General features: G+C 62.4%; 1 pseudogene. It reads left to right on the top strand.

Annotated features, from left to right (window positions below):
* Window positions 1-394, top strand: a pseudogene (locus tag NW852_RS11120) (hypothetical protein); the annotation flags it as partial.
* Window positions 395-643 lie beyond the last annotated feature (249 nt).

Genomic DNA, 643 nt, shown 5'->3' with positions numbered 1-643 from the left:
CATCCACCGCGGCACCTGGCGCTCCATTGCCCAAACGGCCTACCGCACTGCTGCCCTTGTCCTGAGGGATCCCTGGGAAGCCCAGTGTGAGACCACGGGCCTGCGGCTGGGATATGTGTTCGAGAAGATGGCAGAGCTGGGGTTTGACCGGCCGGAAGACTTTGCCGCCCTGGAAGAGCTGAGCGATCCGGTTATCTTGGCCCGCCTGGCTGCAAAAGGGGTGGAGCCGCTGCGGCGCGACCAGGCAATTCATGTGGCCCTCTACATGCGGGAGCTGGCCGACTGGATTGAGGAACAACTGCAGGCGCAAGCTCAGCTCAGCCACCTGACCCAACCTCTGCCCAAAGCCAAAGCACCAGAGGTAACCGTCCGCCAGCCACTGCACCTGCGGTGAGGTTGCCTACAAAGCGCTCTGGTGCCCTCACCCCCCGCCCCTCTCCCAAAGGGAGAGGGGAGATGGGAAGCATAGCAAGGCCAGGCCGTCGCCCTGCTATCTGCAGCCCAAGATGAGGGGTGTAGAACCGCGCATCCAGGCCCAACTTCCTGCCCACAGGGATCCAGAAGAATTTCCTCGTTCTGTTTGGGAGTTCAGTTGGATTCGTCCACCATCACCACATGGGTGGGGATCTCAGGGGGCAGGAGC

Origin of the sequence: Synechococcus sp. H60.1, from assembly GCF_047462335.1 — a bacterium.
Lineage (GTDB): Bacteria > Cyanobacteriota > Cyanobacteriia > Thermostichales > Thermostichaceae > Thermostichus.
This window is presented reverse-complemented; position numbering and strand designations above follow the sequence as displayed.